The 17,201-nt window shown below is 59.3% G+C and carries 15 protein-coding genes; 2 read left to right on the forward strand and 13 right to left on the reverse strand.

Annotated elements, in window-relative coordinates; all coding sequences use genetic code 11:
- Positions 1 to 48: 48 nt before the first annotated feature.
- The 13 genes from GQ59_RS17890 to GQ59_RS17950 all read right to left on the reverse strand — a co-directional run bounded on the left by GQ59_RS17890 (position 49) and on the right by GQ59_RS17950 (position 16,026).
- On the reverse strand, positions 49 to 1,305 hold the full coding sequence (locus GQ59_RS17890) for an NAD(P)/FAD-dependent oxidoreductase (protein WP_037083710.1): 1,257 nt from the start codon (positions 1,303 to 1,305) through the stop codon (positions 49 to 51).
- 34 nt (positions 1,306 to 1,339) lie between these two features.
- Positions 1,340 to 2,839: a tripartite tricarboxylate transporter permease gene (locus GQ59_RS17895; RefSeq protein WP_037083711.1), complete on the reverse strand. Its 1,500-nt coding sequence runs from the start codon at positions 2,837 to 2,839 to the stop codon at positions 1,340 to 1,342.
- 10 nt (positions 2,840 to 2,849) lie between these two features.
- On the reverse strand, positions 2,850 to 3,308 hold the full coding sequence (locus tag GQ59_RS17900) for a tripartite tricarboxylate transporter TctB family protein (RefSeq protein WP_037083712.1): 459 nt from the start codon (positions 3,306 to 3,308) through the stop codon (positions 2,850 to 2,852).
- Entirely contained in the window at positions 3,305 to 5,677 is a 2,373-nt protein-coding gene (locus GQ59_RS17905; RefSeq protein WP_244447997.1) for a molybdopterin-dependent oxidoreductase, read from the reverse strand. The genes GQ59_RS17900 and GQ59_RS17905 overlap by 4 nt, the downstream gene beginning before the upstream one ends.
- A 5-nt stretch (positions 5,678 to 5,682) precedes the next feature.
- Positions 5,683 to 6,654: a Bug family tripartite tricarboxylate transporter substrate binding protein gene (locus GQ59_RS17910; RefSeq protein WP_037083714.1), complete on the reverse strand. Its 972-nt coding sequence runs from the start codon at positions 6,652 to 6,654 to the stop codon at positions 5,683 to 5,685.
- 99 nt (positions 6,655 to 6,753) lie between these two features.
- Complete coding sequence (locus GQ59_RS17915; RefSeq protein WP_037083715.1) at positions 6,754 to 7,533, reverse strand: SDR family NAD(P)-dependent oxidoreductase; 780 nt, start codon at positions 7,531 to 7,533, stop codon at positions 6,754 to 6,756.
- A gap of 10 nt (positions 7,534 to 7,543) precedes the next feature.
- Positions 7,544 to 8,491: a 4-hydroxy-tetrahydrodipicolinate synthase family protein gene (locus GQ59_RS17920; RefSeq protein ID WP_037083716.1), complete on the reverse strand. Its 948-nt coding sequence runs from the start codon at positions 8,489 to 8,491 to the stop codon at positions 7,544 to 7,546.
- A 298-nt stretch (positions 8,492 to 8,789) separates the two neighbouring features.
- The gene (locus tag GQ59_RS17925) at positions 8,790 to 9,473 is read right to left on the reverse strand and encodes a TetR/AcrR family transcriptional regulator (RefSeq protein WP_037083717.1); all 684 of its coding nucleotides are present in this window, start codon (positions 9,471 to 9,473) and stop codon (positions 8,790 to 8,792) included.
- A 367-nt stretch (positions 9,474 to 9,840) separates the two neighbouring features.
- Positions 9,841 to 10,401: a hypothetical protein gene (locus tag GQ59_RS17930; RefSeq protein ID WP_037083718.1), complete on the reverse strand. Its 561-nt coding sequence runs from the start codon at positions 10,399 to 10,401 to the stop codon at positions 9,841 to 9,843.
- Positions 10,402 to 10,535: 134 nt separating this feature from the next.
- Positions 10,536 to 11,195 carry a prolipoprotein diacylglyceryl transferase gene (locus GQ59_RS17935; RefSeq protein ID WP_037083953.1) on the reverse strand — a complete coding sequence of 220 codons (660 nt, stop codon included), beginning with the start codon at positions 11,193 to 11,195 and terminating at the stop codon, positions 10,536 to 10,538.
- Positions 11,196 to 11,404: 209 nt separating this feature from the next.
- Positions 11,405 to 12,643: a D-arabinono-1,4-lactone oxidase gene (locus tag GQ59_RS17940; RefSeq protein ID WP_037083719.1), complete on the reverse strand. Its 1,239-nt coding sequence runs from the start codon at positions 12,641 to 12,643 to the stop codon at positions 11,405 to 11,407.
- Between the two features lie 11 nt (positions 12,644 to 12,654).
- Entirely contained in the window at positions 12,655 to 13,422 is a 768-nt protein-coding gene (locus GQ59_RS17945) for an SDR family NAD(P)-dependent oxidoreductase (RefSeq protein ID WP_037083720.1), read from the reverse strand.
- 507 nt (positions 13,423 to 13,929) lie between these two features.
- Entirely contained in the window at positions 13,930 to 16,026 is a 2,097-nt protein-coding gene (locus GQ59_RS17950; RefSeq protein ID WP_037083721.1) for a carboxy terminal-processing peptidase, read from the reverse strand.
- 416 nt (positions 16,027 to 16,442) lie between these two features.
- On the opposite strand from GQ59_RS17950, the gene GQ59_RS17955 reads away from it, so the two are divergent.
- Positions 16,443 to 16,784: a hypothetical protein gene (locus GQ59_RS17955; RefSeq protein WP_037083722.1), complete on the forward strand. Its 342-nt coding sequence runs from the start codon at positions 16,443 to 16,445 to the stop codon at positions 16,782 to 16,784.
- Between the two features lie 203 nt (positions 16,785 to 16,987).
- Positions 16,988 to 17,161 carry a hypothetical protein gene (locus GQ59_RS32365; protein ID WP_156376355.1) on the forward strand — a complete coding sequence of 58 codons (174 nt, stop codon included), beginning with the start codon at positions 16,988 to 16,990 and terminating at the stop codon, positions 17,159 to 17,161.
- Positions 17,162 to 17,201: the final 40 nt, after the last annotated feature.

Below are 17,201 nucleotides of genomic sequence, written 5' to 3' on the forward strand. Positions count from 1 at the left end.
CGCCGCTGGGTAGCGGACGCCTGCCGAACAGATCATCCAGATTGCAGATCAGCGGAAACGGGTGGCGGACAGCGCTGATAGATCGATGGCGCATTCGCGCCCAGCGATCAGGTCTGCAACAAGCGCACCGCTAACCGGCCCGGTCGCAAGGCCGACATGACCGTGGCCGAACGCATGAACGACATCGTCGGAACACCTCGAAAATCCGATCACCGGAAGGCCGTCCGCAGTTGAGGGGCGATGCCCCATCCACCGGTCGATGCTCTTGCTCTCGGATATATTCGACAGTGCCGGATAGGTTCCCTTCGCGTGTTTCAGCAAAATGTCGGCGCGGGTCCAGTGCGGTCTTTCCTCGACACTTGCCAGTTCGACCTGTCCGGCAATGCGAAGCCCGGCAAGCGTCGGATTGTTGCCCATTCTGCCGTCGCTCGGCATGATCGGCATCTCCCCTTTGGCCAGATGATAGGGAATGACGACGTGGTAACCGCGCTCGCTCTGCATCGGGATTGTGTCACCGGCGAGCGCCGCAAGCTTTTTCGAATGTATTCCGGCAGCGATGACGGCCTTGTCGCACGCCACGATGCCCGCTTCTGTCCGGACGCTCGAAAGCCGGTTGCCGGTAAGGTTGAAACCGGTCGCCCTCGCGCTGATGCGCCGGGCGCCGAGATCCACCGCATGATCCACCATCGCTGCGACATAGCCTCCCGGATCCACGCAATGAACTCCATCCTCGACGAAGGCAGCAAAGGAATAACGAGATGAAAGGTTCGGCTCGAGTTCGTGCAGTTCGGCCGAGGATAGCTCTCGATAGGAAACGCCGTTGTCGCGTCGCAGGCGCCACGCAAAAGCCTCAGCCTCGAAAGCCTTGCGGTCCTGGTAAACGTAGAGCAGGCCCTTGCGCCGGATTAGATCCGGCCGCCCGATTTTTTCCGCCAGTGCCGCATGCCGGGATGGAGCATCGTGCAGGAGGCTCGCCAGAATTCTTGCGGTCCGTTCGACCTTGGATCCAGTCGAACCGGCCAGCATGAACCGCAGCAACCACGGCGCGAGGCGTGCCAGATGCCGCCAGCGGATGGTCAGCGGCCCGGAAGGATCGGCAAGATAACCTGGTACCTTCTTCCAGAGACCGGGCATCGACATCGGGATGATCGAGGCAGGGCTCAGCCAGCCGCTGTTACCATAGCTTGCCGCGTGGCGCCCCCCGGGCTGTTCCGGCTCGATGATGGTGACCTCGTGCCCGTCCTTCAACAACTCGAGTGCCGTCGATGCACCGACGATACCCGCTCCGATGACCACTACATGCATGGCGTTTCACTCTGCGCGACGGGAATAAGCCGGTTCATTCCTGAAACGCCTCTTCGCGGACGGCCTTGATCTTCGGCAGGGCGACCACAGCGATGGCGAGCACAGCCAGGACAAGCAGACCTGCCGAAATCGGACGGTCGACAAAAACGCTGGGATTGCCGCGGGCGAGGAACATCGCTCTGCGGAAATTCTCCTCCATCATCGGCCCGAGAATGAGACCCATCACCAGCGGTGCCGGATCGCAATCGAGCTTGGCGAAGACGTAACCGGCGACGCCGAAGGCACCGAGCAGCCAGATATCGAAGACCGAGTTGCCGAGCGAGAATGCGCCGATCGAGCAGAACACCACGATAGCCGGAAAGAGATAGTGGAAGGGCATCGTCAACAAGCGCGTCCAGACGCCGATCAGCGGCAGGTTCAAGACCAGCAGCATGACATTGCCAACCCACATCGACACGATGACGCCCCAGAACACATCCGGATGTTCGGAAATCAGCGTCGGCCCCGGTGCGATACCCTGCATGATCAGGGCGCCGAACATCAAGGCCATGACGGCATTGGCCGGTAGGCCGAGCGTGAGCAGCGGGACAAACGATGTCTGTGCGCCGGCATTGTTGGCGCTTTCAGGCGCGGCCACGCCTTCGATCGCACCTCCGCCAAAACCTTCGGGCGGGTTGGCGACGCGTTTCTCGACGGCATAGGCTGCGAAGGCGGCAAGAAGCGCGCCGCCGCCCGGCAGAAGTCCCAGCACGGAACCGATCCCCGTGCCGCGAAGAATAGGCGCAACCATCCGCCGCCAGTCTTCCCGCGACGGTATCATCGAGAAGAACGGTGCGTTGATGGCGGTGCGGCTTTCCGGGGTTTCCAGATCCTTGATCAACTCGCCGATGCCGAACAGCCCCATTGCCACAACGACGAAATTGATACCGCCCGACATCTCTTCAAAACCGAGCGTGAAACGGGGCACGGCCGTTTGCACGTCCTGGCCGACTAGGCCAACCAGAATGCCGATGAAGACCATGGCAAGCGCCTTCGGCAGCGATCCGCGCGAAAGCACGACCGAGGCGACAAGCCCCAGGATCATCAGCGAAAAGTACTCCGCGGGACCGAACAGCAATCCAATTTCGGCAAGCGAAGGCGCAAACAATGCCAGCAACAGCGTGGCGACGGTGCCTGCAAAAAAGGAGCCGATCGCCGCCGTCGACAGTGCCACGCCCGCGCGTCCGTTGCGGGCCATCTTGTAGCCGTCTATCGCCGTCACCACAGACGATGCTTCGCCGGGAAGATTGAGAAGGATGGCCGTCGTCGAGCCCCCATATTGCGCTCCGTAATAGATGCCGGCCATCATGATCAGCGATGTCACCGGTTCAAGTCCGATGGTGAAAGGCAGGAGGATGGCCATGGTCGCCGCAGGCCCGAGGCCCGGCAGGACGCCGACGAGGGTCCCGAGCAGCGTGCCGATCAGGCACCAGAACAGGTTCGTCGGCAGGATTGCCTGGTCAAAGCCGAGCAGCAGGGCGTTGAGCGTCTCCATGTGATCTTCCTTAATACCCGAACCAGGGACCGATAATGGCAAGCGGCATGCCGAGCCCCTTGATGAAGGCAAGGCTGCAGGCCGCACCGAGTCCGAGCCCGTACAAGGCTGATTTCACCGGCTGCAAAGGACGTGATGCAAACGAGGAGATGAAGCAGCAACCGAAGACCGCCGGCAGCAATCCGCCGCCGCGAACGACCAGTCCAAACACCAGGATCGCTGCAATGATGAACGTGACCTTCGAGGAATAAAGGCCCGGCTGCTGTTTACCGGTGTCATGCTTTTCGGCCGTAAGGGCAACGATAAGGCCCATGGCGATCAAGGCCGAGGCTACCAGGCCCGGAAATGCACCGGGACCGATCTTGCGCCAGGTACCGTAGGAGAGATCGAGGCTGCCCAACAGGAAAGCGACGCCGATCGATACGAACAGGAGCCCTGCAATCAATTGCGGATTGAGACGTGAGGTCATGGGCATTCCTTTCCGGTGGACGCTTTTGATCGCGGGTCGGGGACCAGATCCGGCGGGCGGTAGGCTCGCACCTCCGGCGGCGTGCCGATGAAGCGGGAAATCTCGACAAGGCACGAGTTCGGGCTTGGCCCCTGCGCGAGGCGGGAAGTCCCGTGATCCGGCGTCAGGACGTTCGGATTGCCGTTCAGCTCCAGCGAACCCGGCGTCGTGGGATCCGCCGGATCGAACCAGGCGCCCGTCGCCAGCTGCACGACGCCGGGCATGACGGAATCGGTAATGGCAACCACCGCAAGGCAAGCACCGCGGGTGTTGGAAATGGTCACCACCTCGCCTTGTACAAGCCCGCGAGCCGAGGCGTCGTCGGGATGAATGCGCACCGGCTGACGACCGCCGCTTTTGGTCTTGCGCGACGGCGCTGCATGGTCCCATTGGCTGTGCAGCTTGTCATGCGGCTGGCAGGACAGGAGATGCAGTGGATAGAGTGCCGCGAGCTTGCCCCCCAACCATTCGACCGGTTCCATCCACGCCGGATGGCCGGGGCAATCGACGTAGTCGAAGCCCTCAATGAGTTCCGAGGAAAGCTCGATCAGACCGGACGGCGTATGCAGCGGATGAGCAGCCGGGTCCGCACGAAATGCGGAAAGGAAAGGCCGATCCGCGTCTTGGCTTTCCACCTCGATCAGTCCCGTATTCCGGAACGTGGGAAAATCCGGCAGGGAAATGTCGCGTGACGCGGCGTTCGCTTGCGCTTCGGCATAAAGCTTCTCCAGCCATTCGGATTCGCTCAATCCGCCGGTGAATGCCGCTTCAGTGCCCAGCTTCTTCGCGATGCGGCGCAGGATCTCGTGATCCGACAATACCTCCGCTGGTGGTGCTGCCGTGTGTGTCGAATATCCGAGAAAACTGTCGCGACCGCTGGCAACCAGATCGTCGCGTTCCAGGAATGTCGCGGCGGGCAACACGATGTCGGCATGCCGGGCGTTGGCATTCCACCAGTGCTCGTGAACAATGATCGTTTCCGGCTTCTGCCAAGCTTCGACCAGCCGATGAAGGTCCTGATGATGGTGAAAGGGGTTGCCACCAGCCCAATAGATCAGCCGTATTTCCGGATAGATCCGTTTCTTGCCGTTGTAGTCGTATTCCGCTCCCGGTGAAAGCAGCATGTCTGCGATCCGCGCAACCGGAATGTAGTCGGAAATGGCATTTTGTCCCTGCGGTAGCGACGGCCATTTCACGGCTGGCGCCGGCTGGCCGATGCCCGATATGGATGCATAACCGAAACCAAATCCTCCGCCAGGCAGACCGATGCGCCCCAGCAGCGATGCCACCGCGATTGCTGCCCAATAGGCCTGTTCACCATGGTCGGCGCGTTGCAGCGCCCATGCCATCATGATGAAGGTTTTTTTCGAGGCCATGGTCCGGGCAAGGGTGAGGATGTCCTGCGCTTCAAGGCCGGTAATGCCGGCTGCCCAGCTTACATCCTTGACGACGCCATCCACCTTACCGAACAGATAATCCCGCAATGTTTCGAAGCCGACGGTGTAGCGCTTGACGAAAGCCGCGTCGTGACGATCCTCCTGGATCAGGACATGGGCGATGGCGAGCAACAGGGCGGCGTCGGTCCCGGGCCTCAGAGCCATCCATTGGGCGTCGAGCTCGCTTGCGGCATCATCCCGGACAGGTCCGATGTTGACGAAATGGGCGCCGGCGTGCTTGCAGTCGAGGAGATACTTGCGGGTTTCATGGCGGCAAACGCCACCGGCATTGACCTGAGCGTTGCGAAGCGGTGTGCCGCCGAACATCACGATCAGGTCCGCATGGCCGACGATCTGGCTCCATGGGCTGTGGCCGGAAATCAATCCATCGGTGGAACCGATGACGTGCGGCAGGATGACCTCGCCCGCGGCATAACTGTAGGTCTGAACGGAACGAACGGAACCGCCGTTCATGTTGAAAAAACGCTTCAGCTGGCTTTGGGCATGATGAAATCGTCCGGCGCTCGACCAGCCGTAGGAGCCGGAAAAAATCGCGCCACTGCCATGCTCGTCCCTGACGCGGCGGATTTCGCCGGCGACCAGTTCGATTGCGTCATCCCAGGAAACCTCTACAAATGCCTCGGCTCCCCGCCGGCCGGAACGATGACCCGGTCCCTTTTCAAGGTAGGATCGCCTGACTGCAGGCTTCAGGATTCGGCACGGCGCAAGCCTGTCGGCTGGAAGCTCTCCACCGAATGGAACGGGGTTGGGGTCGCCCGCCATCGGACGAACGGCGCCATGCAATCCATCATGCGTGTAGAACCCCCAATGGGTTCCGACATGGCGCTGGCCCTCCAAAGGCTCCGAATCTTGCGTGGTTTTCGGAGCCTTCATCATCTTCATTCCACCTTGATGCCGGCTGTCTTGACGATCTCGCCGTAACGCTTCGTCTCGTCCACCACGAAGGTCTTCAGATCGGCGCCGTTCTTGTACATCGGCTCGAAGCCGAAGACCGTCAGTTTGTCCTTGAATTCCGTAGAGGTGACAACCTCCTGCAGGACCTTGCCGAGATATTCCGCCGCCTTTGGGTCAAGATTTTTCGGCGCCCAGACGCCGTACCAGGAGAGCATTTCCAAGGGAGGCATGCCGCTCTCGGCAACGGTCGGCACATCCGGCGCCAGGGGCGAGCGGGTCAGGCTGGTCACCGCAAGCGGCTTCAGCCGGCCTGCCTTGACATGCGGCAGGGACGACAGGATCGGGTCGGCGATCAGTTGCACCTGGCCGCCAATCATGTCGGTAAGCGCCGGACCGGCCCCCTTGTAGGTGACCACTTCAGTATCGACGCCGGCTTTACCCTTCAGGACCTCCACAGCCAAATGACCGGCCGATCCATAACCGGAGGTGGCGAAGTTGTAGGAATCCGGATCCGCCTTCACCTCGGCGAAGAATTCCTTCAGCGTGTTGGCCTTGTCCGACGGATTGGTGGTGATCAGCAGCGGGCCCGCCGCGATGCCGCTGATATGGGTGAAGTCATTGACGACGTCGAAAGGCACATTCTTGTTGATCAGCGGCGTGACCACGTGGATCGACGCATTCAGCAGCAGGGTGTAGCCATCGGGAGCAGCCTTGACCACATCGGACGAACCGACCACCCCGCCGGCACCGCCCGCACGGTTATCGACAACGAACGTCTTGCCGGTCTTGACCGAAAGCGTGGCGGCAAGAACGCGTGCAACGCCATCGACTGCACCGCCCGGCGGATAAGGCACGACAATGGACACAGGCCGACTGGGATAATCGTCCGCCTTGGCAAGGCCGGCCGCCGGCAGCGTCATCGAAAGAAAAAGCAATGCTGTTCCGAAGCGGTTCATAGATGGATTCCTTCTGGCTCCAAGAGGATGTATGCAGTCGAAAGTCATTGTATTCATCGCGGATCCTTCGCACCGGCGAGAGGCAATCCGCTCCGGCCGTCAGAACGTTCCGGGATATTGCCCGCCATCGATCAGCAGGTTCTGAGCAGTCACAAAGCCGGCATTCGCTGAGCAGAGGAAGGCGATGTAGGCGCCAACTTCTTCGGGGCGTCCGTAGCGGCCAGCCGGATTCTGTGCCGCGCGGGCGGCCCATATTTCGTCGAAAGAACGACCGCTTTCCTGAGCAAGTACCTCGACATGCTGGCGCTGGCCATCCGAAGCGACAATGCCCGGGAGCATATTGTTAATCGTTACATTGTGGGCGATCGTCTGCCGAGCCAGGCCCGCGACGAAACCGACAAGGCCGGAGCGTGCCGCATTCGACATGCCAAGCTCGGCCTGGGCGATCTTGACGCTCCGCGACACGATGTTGACGATACGGCCGAACTCGCGCTCCATCATTCCGTCAACGGTCAGGCGCATCATGTCGATCGGTGTCAGCATCATCCGATCGATGCCCCGCAACCAGTCTTCTCGAGTCCAGTTGCGGAAATCACCGGGCAGTTCACCATCGGCGTTGTTGACCAGGATGTCCGGTTTTGGGCAGACAGACAGAACGGCTTCACGACCGGCAAGCGTGGTAATATCGCCGACGACAGCGGTGACGCGGGCGCCGGTAACCGCTCGAATTTCTGCGGCTGCCGCCTGCAGTGTCTCGGGCGTCCGGGCGACGATGGTCAGATCCACATTTTCCCGAGCGAGAGCCATTGCGGCGGCCTTGCCCATGCCTCGGCTTGCGCCGGTAACGATGGCATTGCGACCGGAAATCCCGAGATCCATCGGCCGGGCCTCAAGCGGCCAAGGCCGAAGCGGACTGCAGCTTCCAGCCATATTTCTTATCGAGGCCGAGATCCTGGACGATGCGGATGCCCTTTGCGAGCGCTTCGCCTTCAAGGCCGGTCAATGGCCGCCGCAGTTCGCCAGCCGGCAGTCCGACAGCCTTCATCAGCGATTTCACGGCCACCGGGTTGATGGCCGAGTAATTGTAGTGCAGCAGCGGCAGAAGTTTCAGATAGTTGTCGCGGAACCCCTCGGCTTCGACATAGCTCGTCCACGGACGCGACATCACCGCCACTTCGGCCGGTGCAATATTGCCGCCCATATTGGCAGTACCATGACCACCGAGGCTCATTGTTGGAACGACGAGACCGAGGTTGGGGCTGTCGCAGCACATTACCGAAACATCCGGACGAGCGGCGAGAACCTGGGCAACCTGGCCGACACGCGCAGTGGATTCCTTGTGAATGACGTAGTTGGGATGCTTGAATATGCGCAGAAGGTGATCCCAGTGCAGGTCGCTCTTGACCCGCGGCGGGTTGTTGTACAGCCCGAGAGGCAGGTCGGTCGCGTCGGCGACTTCCAGGAAATAACCTTCGATGTCGGCTTCCGGGGCGCAGATATACGCCGGAGCAGCGAGAATGGCACCGTCTGCGCCGTTATCCTTGGCGAACTTCACATTTTCAATCGTAACGTCCGTGTTGTTGCCGGTGCAGCCAAAGAAGATCGGCATCTTGGCCGTTTTCATCTTCGACGTCTCGACGATGATTTTCTTCTTCTCCTCAGCCGACAGCATGGATACCTCGCCGGTCGAGCCCATGATCAAGACGGCAGAGGTGCCGTTCGCTTCGTGGAAGGAAAGCAATGCGCGGAACGCGCCCATATCGACTGCCCCTGACTTGTCGAACGGGGTGATCAAGGCAACGAAGGATCCGGTGATCCTGGGGGCAGCAGCGGTCATTGCACGGCTCCGTGAATGTTAAACGATGTTTGAAACATAATTTGAGGCGGGAAAGAGTCAATGACTTTAATCGGTCAAACCGCCCAAGAATCAAGCAGCGATCGGCAAATATGCAAAAACCAGCATGGGGTTGAAGTGACAATTGGGAATACAGTCTAATCTTAGACTATATGTCCCAACGTTTTTTCTCAAAACGCAATAAAAAAGATTATTGCTCAGCCTGGATCCAATTGTAGATAGATACTGCTATGTATCTTATCTTGCGCAACTTTAGCTGTAAGTTCGAAATCCAGGATCTTCACCCGATGGCAGGCGCCTGAAATCCAGTACAGATAAATCGTGAGAGCTGAGAGATAATCTCTTCGTCGTCATCGGTATCGCAAAGGCCGCCGGATAACTGCTTGAGGCGATACGATGCCGGGTCTGAATCGATCAGGACCTGCATGATGGCGCCAATCGAAAAATTGTAACGCCAGAAAATATCGCGGCGCTGCATATCCGGTAGTGCGCGACTGAAGGCGTCGATAAAACGGAACACGGCAGGATCGACGCGGCGTATGAAAAAACGGTTGGTTGATTCACGCGGCCGCGAACGGACCTGCAGGATCAGCCGCGTCAAGGGACGGGCGCCCGAGGCATCGCGGCTGAACTGTACCATCGGTCGGACAAGAGCCCCGACGACCTCCTCCAAAATCGGGAATCCGGGTCTCGCCGAGGCCTCGCATTTTTCCAAAGCCTCTATCCGGGCATGGGTATAGGGTTCCATCATCAGGTTAAGCACCTCGCTGACGAGCTCTTCCTTGGAACCGAAATAATAATTGACGGCAGCAACATTCACATCGGCTCGCCTCGTGATGTCGCGAACGGTCGCCAGATCGAACCCCTGCTCGATAAATACTTCACGCGCGGCCGCAACAATGCGGTCCCGCGGTTCATCCGCGCGATCGACTTTGGACGTCCCGTTATATGCTTTTTTTGCCATACATCCCAAATTCTGTGCTTCGAGGCTATCCTCGTCGTTTTGTAGCGGACCAACAGGGGCCATCAAGTGCAATTTTGGGGAGCATGAGGATTTTTGGGGCAGTCATGAAGCTTGGCGCATTTCGTTTTGCTCATGGTTGTCGCCGGTCATGCCGAGATATCGTCGCTGCAAAGCCGGGCGCTGCGAGCCGTCGGAGGACTGGGTGCCGGCTTGCACCAGAGAAGCTGTAAAGCCCCGCGCCTCGCGCGTCTGATGCCTTTGGCGAAATGCCACAAGACCATGCCTTTGACGGCAGGATCGGGGCAAATCACGCCCATGCCGAGCCGGGTTGCACTGGCCGGATTAGGCGCGATGGAGAATGACACGTTCAGCGCTCGAACCGCTCCAGCATTCTCTTCAGTTGTGCATTTTGCTGCTGAAGCTTGCCCGCCAATTGCGCCCGCAGCAGCCTGATCTCTTCATCAAGGCTGATCGCATCGTCAGAAACGGTGGGAACGCCTGAAGAGGGTGGCGGAACGGCGTCACCCCTTGCCGCTGTGTTACCCCGCCGGCTGCGCTTTCGCACTTCACCTTCGCCAGTCCGCGAGGGGATCGGTGCGTCGCGCACGGTCGAATTGGCGTCACCGGACAAGGCCAGATCGGCCGCCTCCGCCGGTCTGGCGCCGTTGGTATCCGCCGTGGCGTGAAGACCCGTTGCCGTTTCTTCGGAATGATCCGGCTCCGCTGAAACCGCCTCCGATCGATCGTAAGCGACGGGCTTTTCCTCGGTCGGAGGATCCGCGGTGTTCGACCCGCTGTCGGTGGCCGTTTCAATCGGTTTGGCGATGGCCAATACGTCCGGCTTCACGTCGTCGGTCGAGTCCAGTTCTTGCCGCTGTTGACGTCGCGGTGACACAAGCCGGGCAAGAAGTTTCCATGGAGACGCCATTTTATTCGACCTCGTATTCTATCCCGCATGCAGGCTGCGAGCAAAAGCGTTGGCGGCAGGACTAACCGCCGCCAAGATGTTCGTCTCGATTATAGCCTTGAGAATGCGGCCAGTGCTTGACCGGCGGCTGTCGATCAAGCCAGGTTGAGCCGCTTTCGCAGATCGGCGTTTTCAGCACGCAGCTTCTCGGCCAGCAGCTTGCGCAGCTTTTGGTTTTCGTCTTCCAGTTGCAGAAGATCCGCAAACTCGTCAACTGCCGCCACGGACGGTGCAGCCGGTGCCTGCACGGCCTTCGGCGCACGTTTGACAGGCGCACGTTTGGCGCTTGTCACGCCTTCGTCGGACTTTGCCTTGCGTCCTCTTTTCGGCTTGACCGCTGCGGCATTCGAAGCCCCTGCCGGTTGCGCCGAAACTTCGGCTGAGGCCGTTTCAGCGGCCGCCTTTTTGGCGCGAGGTTTGCGCTCCTTCTTTGGTGCGGGCGCCGCAACCGCCGGCGTGTCGGTGTCAGTCATCGTATTAATATCGTCGGCCATTGTGGTCTCCTGTAAAGCCGATGCATTTGTCTCCTGCTCTATCGGCTGTGTCAACAACGCTGCGGCCTGTTGTTCTCCGGCGAAAGACATTCCGGTGCTGCCAGCCTGAGAAGTTTGCGGAAGCAATGGCATTGCCTCGTCCTGCAGATCCTGTGCAACGGACTTGAGATCCATGTCGCCCCAGATGGAATTCGGATTGGAGTTGATTTTTCGCCGACCGGATTTGTATTCGACGGCAAAGCTGCGCTGGACTTTTTTCACTTTGAAAGGCCTTGGGTGTCTGCGGTGATGTTTCGGCGACGGTTTCAGCATCGCAACAAGCCTTGCCAGATAACCCCTATCGCTCCGGCGGTCCATACCCCTGGCAATATCCGGACCAAATTCTGATCCTGTCGCTTTTTATGGAGATGCCGCGAACCACGATAGCGGGTCAGCTGAAGCGCCAAGTCGAGGCAGGTCTGACTTCGTGCTTATCCAAACAACATCTTCAAATGATCGTTCAGGAAGCGGCCCTTCGGATCCAAATCCCGTCTCAGCGCTCGAAATTCCCTGGCGCGCGGGTAAAGCCTTGTGACGTCGTCCGTGTCGAGGAAATGCATCTTTCCCCAATGCGGGCGAGAATTGTATCCGCCCAGAATTTGATCGACATCCTTGAGGAAGGGCCAGTAATCGATACCCGGACCACCCGACACCGACAGGGTGATGCTGTCCTGGTGGTGAAAGGGGCTCATCCATGCCGGATCGCCGGCGGTAAAGCGGTATTCGATCGGGTAGATGCAGTTGGTGTGCTTGTTCAGCATCAGATCCCGGACGGCCCTTATCGCGGCCTTGCCGTGTTCGAGGGGAACAGCATATTCCAGTTCGACGAAATTCGGCACGTAATCGATCGGATAGACCTCGGAACTGTAGGCGATCTTTTCGAATTCGCTCTCCATCGGAGTGGCGTCGGTGATGTCCATCACCTTCATCTCGCAGACATCGGCCAGCTTGTTCGTGCTCGATACCGCGGACGTGTCGGGAAGACAGTACAGATGACGGCTTTCCGGCGTCGGGCACCAGAAGAAGCCGAAATGGCGGTGCCGCGAAGCCAGCTCGTCGTGACGCTCCATGCATGTCTCGAAATCGTCCCGCCAGAGACGCTCGTGCAGATTATAGGCGTCCATGACGTTCAGCGTCAGCGAGGAGATGACCCCGAGCGTTCCGACCGAGACCTGGGCTGCATGCAGCCTGTCCCTGTCGCGACCATCGATGTCAAGAACATCCCCGTTGGCTGTGACGATACGCATGCCGGCAATCGACGAGGCCAGGTTTCCGAGCTTGATGCCGGTTCCGTGGGTTCCGGTCGTAAACGCGCCGGCGACGGCCTGGCTGTCAATGTCGCCCTGGTTGATCAGTGAAAGACCATGGTCCTTCAGCGTCCTGCCGACTTCGTTGATGCGCGTTCCGCCTGCCACCGTGATCTGTTTCCGCTCCCGGTCGATGTTCTGCACGCCGCGCAGGTTTGCGAGCGACAGCAACAGCCCGTTGGTGCCGACGACGGGTGTGAAGGAATGTCCCGAGCCGGAAACGCGGACGGTCAGATCACGCCTGTCGGCTTCGTGGACAAGCTCCGACACTTCGGCTTCCGTTTCCGGCGAGGCCTTGAATTGTGAAACGCAATATTGATTGCCGACCCAGTTGCGCCACAGGCCGCCTTTTTCCAGAGCCATGTTTTTCCCCCTCACATCGCTGTAAAACAATTGTCGACAAACAGATGGGTACCGCTGACGAAGCTGGCGTCGTCGCTTGCAAGGTAGAGCGCCGCCTTGGCGACCTCATCCGGCCGGCACATCCTGCCCTGCTGAGCCGCGATCGCTGCGTCCGAGACATCGACGCCGTAGCGGGTCAGTTCCTCGACCTCCTTCTGGCCATGTGGCGTCTGGATGAAGCCGGGGCAAACCGCGTTGCAGCGGATGTTGCGGTCGCGAAATTCGACCGCGATCGCCCGGGCAAACATGTGGCACGCTCCCTTGGTCGTATCGTAGAGAACTTCCATCGGTGTCGCGGCGACCGCCGAGATCGACGACGTGCAGACGATGGACCCGCCGCCTGCTTCGATCATCTGCGGCAGGACCGCACGGGTCATCAGGAACATGCTGCGGACATTGATGGCCATCAACCGGTCCCAGTCCGCCACCGAGGTTTCGAGGAACGGCCGGACGATGAGCGTTCCGGCATGATTGAACAGCACCGTTATCGGCCCGAGTTCACCGGAAATCGCCTCTACCGCCCTATTCACCTGCAGTTCGTCGGAAACGTCGGCGGGTGCAAATGCGACCTTCCTGCCTTCCTCGCACAGGCGGGCGGCGACAGCCGCCCCCTGGCTATGCGGGAGATCGACGATCCCCACCGCCGCCCCCTCTCGCGCAAAAAGCTCGGTGGCGGCAAGGCCGCACCCACCCGCGCCGCCACTGATGAGCGCGATCTTACCGTCCAGACGACCAGCCATTCCAACCTCCAGCGCTTGCTGATAGCCGCGGATCGATGGCTGGGCGGGCTCTTTTCGAGCCTCTTCTTCTCCGGCCAATGAGGGGCGGTTATACTCCTGCTTGATAGCAGCAAACTGGCCTAATTTTGCGCTGTGGTCTATTGCTGACTTGGCCCCATCTGTTCAAATGCGTCGGGTGATCGGTCAAGCTGACGTTGATCTGCGTTCCTAAAAGGATCTGACCAGCCGTCTCTCACGTCGTCGCGCCAGCCATGTCACCGTTTCTCAATCTCGGGATCTGTGCCGGAATGCTTCGACGAACGCGGATCATTGGCGCGCTTGACCTTTGCCATGCATGGCCGCTCTTCCTGCCGACCTATTCCCCGGACCTCGATCCGATCTCGCTTCGAATCCAGAGGACGGCTGGCGCGTAACCTCTAAGCCACTCTTGAAGGGCTCGCGGGGGTTGGTCCCCATCAAACGCCATAGCCATCGCCGACAGGACTATTTTCCGTCGACATTCCCCATTTACCGGGTGCCGGTCTTTCGGACATTTTCCAGCAAATCGGCCTGATCGGCAACAATCGAGGCTGCTTCGTTTCTCAAGACGTCCTTGGCATTCTCGCGGGCATTTTCAATGGCGATATCCGCATTGAGGCTCCGCTCATTTGCTTGCAGGCCATCGTCCTTATCCGGAACCAAACCATCGTTTGTCTGCTCGCGCGCCTTGAGACGGGTCGTAAGAGCAGCGAGTTCGTTTCGACGTTCGACTTCATTGAGGGAGATGACACGTTTTTCACGTTGCGCCTTCAGCTCAGCGGCGTCTTCTGCGAAACGTTGAAAATCCCGATCGACTTTTACCCGAGCATCATGCCGGCTTTGCAGTTGCTGCAGCAATCCGCTCCTGTTGCCTGCGGCCGCATAATTCGCAGGCTTGATCTGACCCCAAGGCAGCGCATTGTCATAACTCGCTTCACCAAGGGTCTTGGGGTCCGAGAGACCCGGCAAGCTGATGTCGGGTGTCACGCCGCGCAGTTGTGTCGTTCCGCCATCGACCCGGAAAAATTGGGCGATCGTCAATTTCAATTGACCGAATTTTGGTTTGCTGTTGTGGGCAACCTGATCGAGATCGACGACCGTTTGCACGGTCCCTTTACCGAAGCTAGGTTCTCCGACGATCACGCCGCGACCGTAATCCTGTATCGCCGCGGCGAAAATCTCCGAGGCCGACGCCGAGCCGCGATTGATCAATACCCCGAGCGAACCCGTCCACGCAGGCGTAGGCAGATCATCGCTTTCGACCTTGATCTTACCTTCGGCGTCGCGTTGCTGAACCACCGGGCCCTTGCCCACGAACAGGCCTGTCAAATCAATCGCTTCGGCCAGCGAGCCGCCACCGTTGTTGCGCAAGTCGATCAGGACGCCGTCGACCTTTTCCCGTTTCAGTTCGCCAAGAAGCTTGGCAACGTCTCGGCTTGCGCTTCTGTAGTCTTTCTCGCCCTTTCGTCGCGCTTCGAAGTCCTCATAGAACGCCGGCAGGGTGATTACGCCAATTCTGCGCACGACACCGCGATCCTCCAAGGGCAGGATGGTCTTTTTTGCAGCCTGTTTTTCGAGGCTGATCTTGTCTCGCACAAGGCTGATGATGCGGCGGCTTCCATTCTCTCCGGCATCCGCCGGCAAGACATCCAAGCGCACAACGGAATTTTTCGCCCCGCGGATCATTTGCACGACTTCATCAAGGCGTGTGCCCACGACTTCCTTCACGGCGCCATCATCGCCTTGACCGACACCGACAATGCGGTCGCCGACGGCCAGCATTCCGGACAATTGTGCTGGCCCACCCGGCACCAGCTCACGGACCGTCGTGTAACCATCCCGCTCCTGCAAAACGGCGCCGATACCCACCAGTGAGAGCTTCATCGAAATGTCGAAATTGGCCGAAGCGGCGGCACCAAAATAGTCCGTGTGCGGATCGACGGACGTGGTGTAGGCGCCCATGAATGACTGGAACGCGTCGTCGCTCTTGTAGGTATAAACGCGCTCCAGGATATTTCTGTAACGTTTGTCGAGGGTATCGCGAATCGTCGCATCGGCCTGGCCTGCCAGTTTCAACCGCAGCCAGTCGCCTTTGACCCGCTTGCGCCAGAGGTCATTGCTTTGCTCTTCGGATTTCGGCCAAGGCTCCTTGTCGCGCGACAGGGAATAGTCTTCCCGCACGCTGAAATCGAAGCCCTGTTTGAGCAGGCTGCGGGCATATGTCATGCGGTCCACAACTCGCTGCGAATAGGCGTTGAAAATCGAAAACGGAACCTTCAGGTCTTCACCCAGGATGGCATCGTCGATCTCGGTGCTGTCGGCCATGAACTTGTCGATGTCGGCCTGCAGGAAAAAGCTCCGGTCGGAATCCAGAGACTCGATAAACCGATCGAGGATTTTAGCCGACAAGGCGTCGTTGAGCGGAACAGGCTTGTAAGCATATCGCGTCAGGAACTGCGCGCTCAAAAGAGCGGCTTGCGCCTGCTCCTGCAATGGCGACAGGACCGGTGGCGGTCCAAGTTCCAACGAGTAGGCCGATGGTGCGATTGCAAGGAACAGGCCAAGGAAACCATATCTTATGCGCATTCAGCTTTGATCCCATTTGCAAAATCGAGTCTATACTACGCAATGGTGGTGCAACAATGATGGTGTCTTGGCAACCGGACGAATAAGCAACATCTCGTGTTCATCACGAGAAAGGGGCCATCCCTGATGCCAAATTGAAGGATCGCGCCATGGTCTACAACCTCATCGCGACCATGGACACGACCTACTGGACCGGTTTCCCGAGCCTCGCAACGAAACCTCATCCGAACCCGGTCTCCAACTGGGGAATACCAGTATCGGCCTCGTCAGCTCGATCTGCCACAGATGGTTCCGCGCATGGCGCAGTGACTGCAGGCTTTTCGTGGACGAGGCAACGGTGCCTCATCCGGTCATCTGCACTGCCGGGAACCATGGAAGGTTCCCGGCGTTCCCGTGCGTTCACAAGAGGATTGCCAATGAAGATCACCAAATTGTTGCTCGTTACCGCCATGAGCATGTCCGTCGTGATCGCCCCGGCCACGGCACAAAGCCCAGACGGGCCGGAAGCCAGCGCCTGTCGGTCTACCGGACTCGTCGCCCTCCAGGAACGATCGAAGGACGTGACTGATCTGGTCCTGGACGCTGATACCCTTGCGATAAGTGCCGCTGACACCAAAGTGGGAGATGTTCCCGTAAGGACAGTGATCCTTGGCGACGCTTACATAGCGCGCAACGGCAATACCACGACACCGGACCGGTTCGTCTGCCTGTTAGGGGAAAAGGGAAAAGTGCTTCTCACGTTCTTCACGGCGAAGTAACCTCACCCCGCTTGTTTGTGAACCGTCAGAGGATCCCCCTGGAATGTTGCCCATGGGGATGTATCGAAGCCGCTTTCTGTTGCAATGAGCCAAACGGATGCGCCGGAAACCATTGTAAAAGCGAATATTTAGCATTGGTGTAGCGGCCACCGAAGTGGTAGTCGTGGTTCGTAGCTGCCCCATTGTCCGGCAGCAGAAGGATCATGAAGTACCGCCCGCTCAAGGACGGGGGCGTCATCCGGCCCGCTAAAGGCGTTCTCAAATACAAGGGCGGTATCATCGTTCGCCGTATCGTCAGGGAAAGCCGCAAGGACGGCGAAATGATCGCCGTTGAATCCGGGTTGCGCGGCGAAAGCGGCAACCCGAGCTCGAGCTAGGGTCCGGAAACGGAACTCGTAAAAGACGCGGGGACGTTCC

The sequence above is a fragment of the Neorhizobium vignae genome (assembly GCF_000732195.1).
GTDB classification, from domain to species: Bacteria; Pseudomonadota; Alphaproteobacteria; order Rhizobiales; family Rhizobiaceae; genus Neorhizobium; species Neorhizobium vignae.

What these genes read in the sequence shown, in the direction of transcription:
- GQ59_RS32365 (WP_156376355.1), top strand. Translation starts at nt 16,988, where the DNA reads ATGAAGTACCGCCCGCTCAAGGACGGGGGCGTCATCCGGCCCGCTAAA.
- GQ59_RS17905 (WP_244447997.1), bottom strand. Translation starts at nt 5,677, where the DNA reads ATGAAGGCTCCGAAAACCACGCAAGATTCGGAGCCTTTGGAGGGCCAG.
- GQ59_RS17950 (WP_037083721.1), bottom strand. Translation starts at nt 16,026, where the DNA reads ATGCGCATAAGATATGGTTTCCTTGGCCTGTTCCTTGCAATCGCACCA.
- GQ59_RS17945 (WP_037083720.1), bottom strand. Translation starts at nt 13,422, where the DNA reads ATGGCTGGTCGTCTGGACGGTAAGATCGCGCTCATCAGTGGCGGCGCG.
- GQ59_RS17900 (WP_037083712.1), bottom strand. Translation starts at nt 3,308, where the DNA reads ATGACCTCACGTCTCAATCCGCAATTGATTGCAGGGCTCCTGTTCGTA.
- GQ59_RS17940 (WP_037083719.1), bottom strand. Translation starts at nt 12,643, where the DNA reads ATGGCTCTGGAAAAAGGCGGCCTGTGGCGCAACTGGGTCGGCAATCAA.
- GQ59_RS17890 (WP_037083710.1), bottom strand. Translation starts at nt 1,305, where the DNA reads ATGCATGTAGTGGTCATCGGAGCGGGTATCGTCGGTGCATCGACGGCA.
- GQ59_RS17925 (WP_037083717.1), bottom strand. Translation starts at nt 9,473, where the DNA reads ATGGCAAAAAAAGCATATAACGGGACGTCCAAAGTCGATCGCGCGGAT.
- GQ59_RS17895 (WP_037083711.1), bottom strand. Translation starts at nt 2,839, where the DNA reads ATGGAGACGCTCAACGCCCTGCTGCTCGGCTTTGACCAGGCAATCCTG.
- GQ59_RS17955 (WP_037083722.1), top strand. Translation starts at nt 16,443, where the DNA reads ATGAAGATCACCAAATTGTTGCTCGTTACCGCCATGAGCATGTCCGTC.
- GQ59_RS17920 (WP_037083716.1), bottom strand. Translation starts at nt 8,491, where the DNA reads ATGACCGCTGCTGCCCCCAGGATCACCGGATCCTTCGTTGCCTTGATC.
- GQ59_RS17915 (WP_037083715.1), bottom strand. Translation starts at nt 7,533, where the DNA reads ATGGATCTCGGGATTTCCGGTCGCAATGCCATCGTTACCGGCGCAAGC.
- GQ59_RS17910 (WP_037083714.1), bottom strand. Translation starts at nt 6,654, where the DNA reads ATGAACCGCTTCGGAACAGCATTGCTTTTTCTTTCGATGACGCTGCCG.
- GQ59_RS17930 (WP_037083718.1), bottom strand. Translation starts at nt 10,401, where the DNA reads ATGGCGTCTCCATGGAAACTTCTTGCCCGGCTTGTGTCACCGCGACGT.